This window comes from Kitasatospora sp. NPDC001539, assembly GCF_040298565.1.
In the GTDB taxonomy this organism is placed as follows: domain Bacteria; phylum Actinomycetota; class Actinomycetes; order Streptomycetales; family Streptomycetaceae; genus Kitasatospora.
Genome location: NZ_JBEPAK010000324.1, coordinates 1 through 6,502, shown reverse-complemented (window position 1 = coordinate 6,502; position 6,502 = coordinate 1). Strand labels below are relative to the sequence as shown.

The 6,502-nt window shown below is 70.7% G+C and carries 5 protein-coding genes; 3 read left to right on the top strand and 2 right to left on the bottom strand.

What is annotated here, in order from left to right:
• Positions 1 to 21: 21 nt before the first annotated feature.
• Entirely contained in the window at positions 22 to 2,931 is a 2,910-nt protein-coding gene (gene uvrA / locus ABT247_RS30575; protein WP_350749043.1) for an excinuclease ABC subunit UvrA, read from the bottom strand.
• A 267-nt stretch (positions 2,932 to 3,198) separates the two neighbouring features.
• On the opposite strand from uvrA, the gene ABT247_RS30570 reads away from it, so the two are divergent.
• The 3 genes from ABT247_RS30570 (at position 3,199) to ABT247_RS30560 (ending at position 6,016) form a co-directional block, all read left to right on the top strand.
• Entirely contained in the window at positions 3,199 to 3,933 is a 735-nt protein-coding gene (locus ABT247_RS30570; protein ID WP_350749040.1) for a maleylpyruvate isomerase family mycothiol-dependent enzyme, read from the top strand.
• 48 nt (positions 3,934 to 3,981) lie between these two features.
• Complete coding sequence (locus ABT247_RS30565) at positions 3,982 to 4,635, top strand: MBL fold metallo-hydrolase (RefSeq protein ID WP_350749037.1); 654 nt, start codon at positions 3,982 to 3,984, stop codon at positions 4,633 to 4,635.
• A gap of 625 nt (positions 4,636 to 5,260) precedes the next feature.
• The gene (locus ABT247_RS30560) at positions 5,261 to 6,016 is read left to right on the top strand and encodes a GntR family transcriptional regulator (protein ID WP_350749034.1); all 756 of its coding nucleotides are present in this window, start codon (positions 5,261 to 5,263) and stop codon (positions 6,014 to 6,016) included.
• A gap of 42 nt (positions 6,017 to 6,058) precedes the next feature.
• On the opposite strand, the gene ABT247_RS30555 is transcribed toward ABT247_RS30560, so the two are convergent.
• Complete coding sequence (locus ABT247_RS30555) at positions 6,059 to 6,394, bottom strand: transcriptional regulator (RefSeq protein ID WP_350749032.1); 336 nt, start codon at positions 6,392 to 6,394, stop codon at positions 6,059 to 6,061.
• Between the last annotated feature and the right edge of the window lie 108 nt (positions 6,395 to 6,502).

Here is a 6,502-nt window from a genome sequence, read left to right as displayed (position 1 = left end):
GGCGGCGGGGCGCGGTGCGGACTACTTCTTCGCGGCGGCCCGCTTGCGCGGCGCCTTCTTGGCGGGGGCGGCGACCGGGGCGTCCGCGAAGTCGCCCGGCAGGATGTCCCGCAGGAACTTGCCGGTGTGGCTCTCCGCGACGGCCGCGATCTGCTCCGGGGTGCCCTCGGCGACCACCGTGCCGCCGCCGGAGCCGCCCTCGGGGCCCATGTCGACGACCCAGTCGGCCGTCTTGATCACATCGAGGTTGTGCTCGATGACGATCACGGTGTTCCCCTTGTCGACCAGCCCGCTGAGCACCTTGATCAGCTTGCTGATGTCCTCGAAGTGCAGACCGGTGGTGGGCTCGTCCAGCACGTAGACCGTCCGCCCGGTGGAGCGCTTCTGCAGCTCCGAGGCGAGCTTGACGCGCTGCGCCTCGCCGCCGGAGAGCGTCGGCGCGGACTGCCCGAGCCGGACGTAGCCGAGGCCGACGTCGTTGAGCGTCCTGAGGTGGCGGGCGATCGCCGGGACGGCCTCGAAGAAGGACAGGGCCTCCTCGATCGGCATGTCCAGCACCTCGGCGATGGACTTGCCCTTGTAGTGGACCTCCAGCGTCTCCCGGTTGTACCGGGCGCCGTGGCAGACCTCGCACGGCACGTAGACGTCCGGCAGGAAGTTCATCTCGATCTTGATGGTGCCGTCGCCGGTGCAGTTCTCGCAGCGGCCGCCCTTGACGTTGAAGGAGAACCGGCCGGGCAGGTAGCCGCGGACCTTGGCCTCCTGCGTCTCCGCGAAGAGCCGGCGGACGTGGTCGAACACCCCGGTGTAGGTGGCCGGGTTGGACCGCGGGGTGCGGCCGATCGGCGACTGGTCGACGTGGACCACCTTGTCCACCAGGTCGGTGCCGGTGATCCGGGTGTGCCGGCCCGGCACGCTGCGGGCGCCGTTCAGCTCCCGGGCGAGGTGGGTGTAGAGGATGTCGTTGACCAGCGTCGACTTGCCGGAGCCGGAGACACCGGTGATCGCGGTCAGGGTGCCGAGCGGGAAACCGACCGTGACGTCCTTGAGGTTGTGCTCGCGGGCGCCGTGGACGGTCAGCTGGCGCTTCTTGTCCCGGTCGCGCCGGGCGGCCGGGATCGGGATGGACCGCTTGCCGGAGAGGTACTGCCCGGTCAGCGACTCCTTGTTGCCGAGCAGCTGCTTCAGCGAACCGGAGTGCACCACCTTGCCGCCGTGCTCGCCGGCGCCCGGCCCGATGTCCACCACCCAGTCCGCGGTCTTGATGGTGTCCTCGTCGTGCTCGACCACGATCAGGGTGTTGCCGATGTCGCGCAGCCGCACCAGCGTCTCGATCAGCCGGTGGTTGTCCCGCTGGTGCAGGCCGATGGACGGCTCGTCCAGCACGTACAGCACGCCGACCAGGCCGGAGCCGATCTGGGTGGCCAGCCGGATGCGCTGGGCCTCGCCGCCGGACAGGGTGCCGGCCGCGCGGTCCAGCGAGAGGTAGTCCAGGCCGACGTCGACCAGGAAGCGCAGCCGCTCGTTGACCTCCTTGAGGACCCGCTCGGCGATCTGCTTGTCCCGGTCGTTCAGCTTCATCGCGCCCAGGAACTCGGCGCAGTCGCTGATCGACATCGAGGAGACGTCGGCGATCGACCTGCCCTCGACGGTGACCGCGAGGACCACCGGCTTGAGCCTGGTCCCCTGGCACGTCGGGCAGGGCACCTCGCGCATGTAGCCCTCGAAGCGCTCGCGGCTGCTGTCGCTCTCCGCCTCGGTGTGCCGGCGCTGGATGAACGGCACCGCGCCCTCGAAACCGGTGCTGTAGGAGCGCTCGCGGCCGAAGCGGTTGCGGTAGCGGACCTGCACCTGGTGCTTGTGCCCGTACATCAGCGCCTTCTTGGCGCGGGCGGGCAGCCCGGCCCAGGGGATGTCGGTGCGGAAGCCGAGCTCCTCGGCGAGCGCGTCGATCAGGCGCTGGAAGTACTCCTTGGCGTGCCCGGCCGACCAGGGGTGGATCGCGCCCTCGTCCAGCGAGCGCTCCGGGTCCGGCACGACCAGCTCCGGGTCGACCTCCATCCGGTTGCCCAGGCCCGAGCAGTCCGGGCAGGCGCCGAACGGCGAGTTGAAGGAGAACGAGCGCGGCTCGAGCTCCTCGAACGACACGTCGTCGTACGGGCAGTAGAGGTGCTCGGAGTACATCCGCTCGCGCTCCGGATCGCCCTCCGGGAGGTCGACGAAGTCGAGCACCACCATGCCGCCGGACAGCCGCAGGGCCGTCTCCACCGAGTCGGTGAGCCGCCGCTTGGCGCTCTCCTTGACGGTCAGGCGGTCGATGACCACCTCGACGGTGTGCTTCTCCTGCTTCTTCAGCTTCGGCGGCTCGGCGAGCTGGATCGTCTCGCCGTCCACCCGGGCCCGGGAGTAGCCCTTGGACTGGAGGTCGGCGAAGAGGTCGACGAACTCGCCCTTGCGCTCGCGCACCACGGGGCTGAGCACCTGGAAACGGGTGCCCTCGGCGAGCTCCAGCACCTTGTCCACGATCGCCTGCGGCGACTGCTTGGCGATCGGGCGCCCGCAGTGCGGGCAGTGCGGCTTGCCGATCCGGGCGAACAGCAGGCGCAGGTAGTCGTAGACCTCGGTGATGGTGCCGACGGTCGAGCGGGGGTTGCGGTTGGTGGACTTCTGGTCGATCGAGACGGCCGGGGAGAGGCCTTCGATGAAGTCGACGTCGGGCTTGTCCATCTGCCCGAGGAACTGGCGTGCGTAGGACGACAGCGACTCGACGTAGCGGCGCTGGCCCTCGGCGAAGATCGTGTCGAAGGCGAGCGAGGACTTGCCGGAGCCGGAGAGGCCCGTGAAGACGATGAGGGAGTCGCGGGGCAGGTCGAGCGAGACGTTCTTGAGGTTGTGCTCGCGAGCACCGCGGACGATGAGGCGGTCGGCCACTGCTTCTGGCGCCTTTCTCCGGGGCGAGAGGGCTTGCGGTGTGAGGTGTTCTTCTTCCAGGATGCGGCAGCCAGCCTATAGCTCAGACGTTCGAATATCGACTTCGTCCAGCGGAGTCCACCCGAACGAGTGAGAGCGCCACCCGGACCGTCCGTACTCGGACCGAAAAAGGCCCTGCTCAGAGCGGGGGTTCGGCGATAGCGTCACCTGGTCAACGAGCGGAGCCCGCTCCGGGCAACGCACCGCCCCGCACAGAAGGCAGATTCGATGACCGACCCGCACTCCGCCGCCGCTCTAGCCGCCGAGCACCTCGACCTGGTCGAGGCCGGCACCCGGCGCCTGCTGGACACCGTCTCCGAACTGAAGCCGGACGCCGTCGCCGAGCCCTCCGCGCTCCCCGGCTGGACCCGCGGCCACGTGCTGGCCCACCTCGCCCGCAACGCCGACTCCCTGGTCAACCTGCTCACCGGCGCCCGCACCGGCACCGACATCCCCCAGTACCCCAGCGAGCAGGCCCGCGACCAGGGCATCGAGGACGGCGCCGGCCGCCCCCTGGACGCCCAGCTCGCCGACCTGCGCGAGTCCCACCAGCGCTTCGCCGCGGCCGCCGCCGCAATGGCCCCCGAGCACTGGGCGGCCGAGGTGCACCACCGCTCCGGCGCCGTCTTCCCGGCCTGCGAACTCCCCTGGAAGCGCCTCGGCGAGCTCGAGTACCACCTGGTCGACCTCGACGCCGGCTACACCCCGGCCGACTGGCCGGAGGAGTTCGCCGTCACCGAGTTCCGCCGGCTCGCCCTCCGACTGCACGGCACCGGGCTGCCCGCCGTCGAGCTCGTCGCCGAGGACACCGGGGACCGCGGCCTGATCGGCACCGGCGAACCCGCCCTGACCGTCCGGGGGCCCGTCCGCGCCCTGCTCGCCTGGCTCTCCGGCCGCTCCGACGGCGCGGACCTGCGCCGCACCCCCGACGCCGCGCTCCCCCAGCTTCCCCCCATGGGCTGACGGCGCGAGGATGATCCTGAACCCTGCAGTCGATCGAGGAGCGGACGGATGACGTACCACGGAGCGGTCAAGGTCGGCGGGCCGCCGGACGTGCGGGAACTGGCCCATCTGATCATCACCAAGGTGGCCGTCGGCCCGTACGACAACAACGCGTACCTGCTGCGCTGCCGCGCCACCGACGAGCAGCTGCTGATCGACGCGGCCGCCGACGCCCCGGTGCTGCTGGAGACCGTCGGCGACGACCTGGAGACGGTCGTCACCACCCACCGGCACCACGACCACTGGGGCGCACTGGCCGAGGTGGTCGCCACCACCGGAGCCCGCACCGCCGCCGGCGAGCACGACGCCGAGGGCATCGACGTCCCCACCGAGCTGCTGCTCGCGGACGGCGCCAAGCTGCGGGTCGGCGACGTCGAGCTGACCGTCCGCCACCTCGTCGGCCACACCCCGGGCGCGATCGTGCTCATCTACGACGACCCCCAGGGCCACCCCCACGTCTTCACCGGCGACTGCCTCTTCCCGGGCGGCGTCGGCAACACCTGGGGCGACCCGGAGGCCTTCAGGACCCTCTTCCGGGACGTCAAGGAGAAGATCTTCGACGCCCTCCCCGACGAGGCCTGGGTCTACCCCGGCCACGGCAACGACACCACCCTCGGCGCCGAACGCCCTCACCTGAACGAGTGGCGCGAGCGCGGCTGGTGAGGAAGTCCGGGTCGGTCGGCCCTAGCCGGAGCCGACCGACCCGGATCACTGCCCGCCCCCCGAAAGATGGCAGGCACAGGCACAACCCGCCACCATGCACAGGCACACCAAAGCGACGGCCCCGGACACCTCGCGGACCCCGCCAGGGCAGGCCCAGTGCGCGTCCAGCTGACATTCGGCGCTGATGTAGCGTCCGCCTTTGCCAACGTCGAAGCGGATCACGATGCCGGCGAGCGAGTCCGACCGGCGAGCGGCGGCAGTCACGACCAGGCCCCTAGGTCGATCATGTGGAAGTCCTCCAGCTCCACCCAGACGATGACCTCGCCCGTGGCATCGGTCGAGCCCCACTCGCAGCCCGACCGGAGGATGTCGAGCACCTCGGTCCACTGCGTGGACGACGTGTCGGCCGGCGCGGCGTCGACAGCCGGACGCGGCCCGCTTTCCCTTTGGCGATTCGCACGGGAGCCCCGGCCGCCTGACAGAGAGACGCCTTGAACAGGCTCGTGCGCATGCTGATCTGCACCGACGTTCCCCTATCGGTATGGTGAAAGCGTATCGATAGAGTAGCTCCACGAGCGTTACGGTGTCTGCCACAACGCACCATTCGGAGCGAGGAGGCCGAGGCGTGAGCGACACACCCTCTTACCTGCACGTCGCGGACGCCCTGCGCGGCCACATCAGCTCCCGGCGGCTTCAGCCAGGCGATCGACTGCCGTCCATCAGTGCGCTTCAGCGCGAGCACAACGTCTCGACCGGCGTGGTCCAGCGGGCCTACGCCGTGCTGATCGAGGAAGGGCTCGTGCTCGCCCGCCCGGGCGCTGGTTACTACGTCAAGTCCCAGGAGTCACCAGCGGTTCTGGTGCGGCGCCAGCGCGTGGCGCCCGGCGACGGCTCCCCTACCGAGGCCACCCTCGCCCGGCAGGGCGTGGTCGGCACCTGGCGGCACGAGTCGCAGCCTCGCGCCGCCGACGCCCGGATCGCAGCCCGGCTGGAGATCCAGCCCGGCGACCCGGTCATGCACACCAGCTACGTCTACCTGGCTGACGGCGATCCGGCCCAACTCGCCGATAGTTGGGAGCCCATGGCGATCACCGGTGGAAGTCTGATCGTCCTGCCCGAGGCCGGTCCGCATGCCGGCATCGGCGTCGCCGACCGCATGGCCCTCATCGGGATCGAGGTCGGCGTGCCGGTCGAACGGGTCTCGGCGCGTCAGGCCAGCCGTTCCGAGGCCCAGGCGCTCGGCGTCGCACCCGCCGTGCCCGTGATGGCGATCGAGCGCACCTACTACGACCAGGCCACCGGCCGCCCGGTCGAGACTGCCGACATCGTGCTGCTCGGCTCGCGCTGGGTCGCCGAGTACGGCCGACGCCCACAGAACTGAGCGCCGCCGGATCGCGGTCCGGCGGCGGCGCTCCAAACTCGTTCAGGCTTGAGCTGCAGTTGCAAGCTCGCCGAAGGCCGACTCCCAGACGCTGCGGACCGCCGGACCGACCAGCGTCCGCAGGACCGGCCACTGCTCCACCAGCAAACCCGGGTCCAGGTAGCGGATGAGGTCCTCGCGCATGCCTTCGGTGAGGACGATCCGGTACAGACCCATCCGCAGCCGAGGTCGGTCGAGGTCGAAGGCTCGCAGTCCCGACCACGCGAGGTGCAGCGGTAGCTCCACCGTGCCGCTCACCGGTCCGGCCAGCGCGTCCAAGGACGCGGGGAGGCGTTCGGCGAGCTGTTCGTACCTGCTGTCCACCGCGGCACTGCTCATGCGGCGATTGTCCCCTGTCCCGGCCCGTCGGGCGCCGAGCCTCCCGTGGGTGCGGCACACGCCCTCCGGCGTGGTAGCAGCGGCGGCGAATTCGCACCCCGCCGCCGG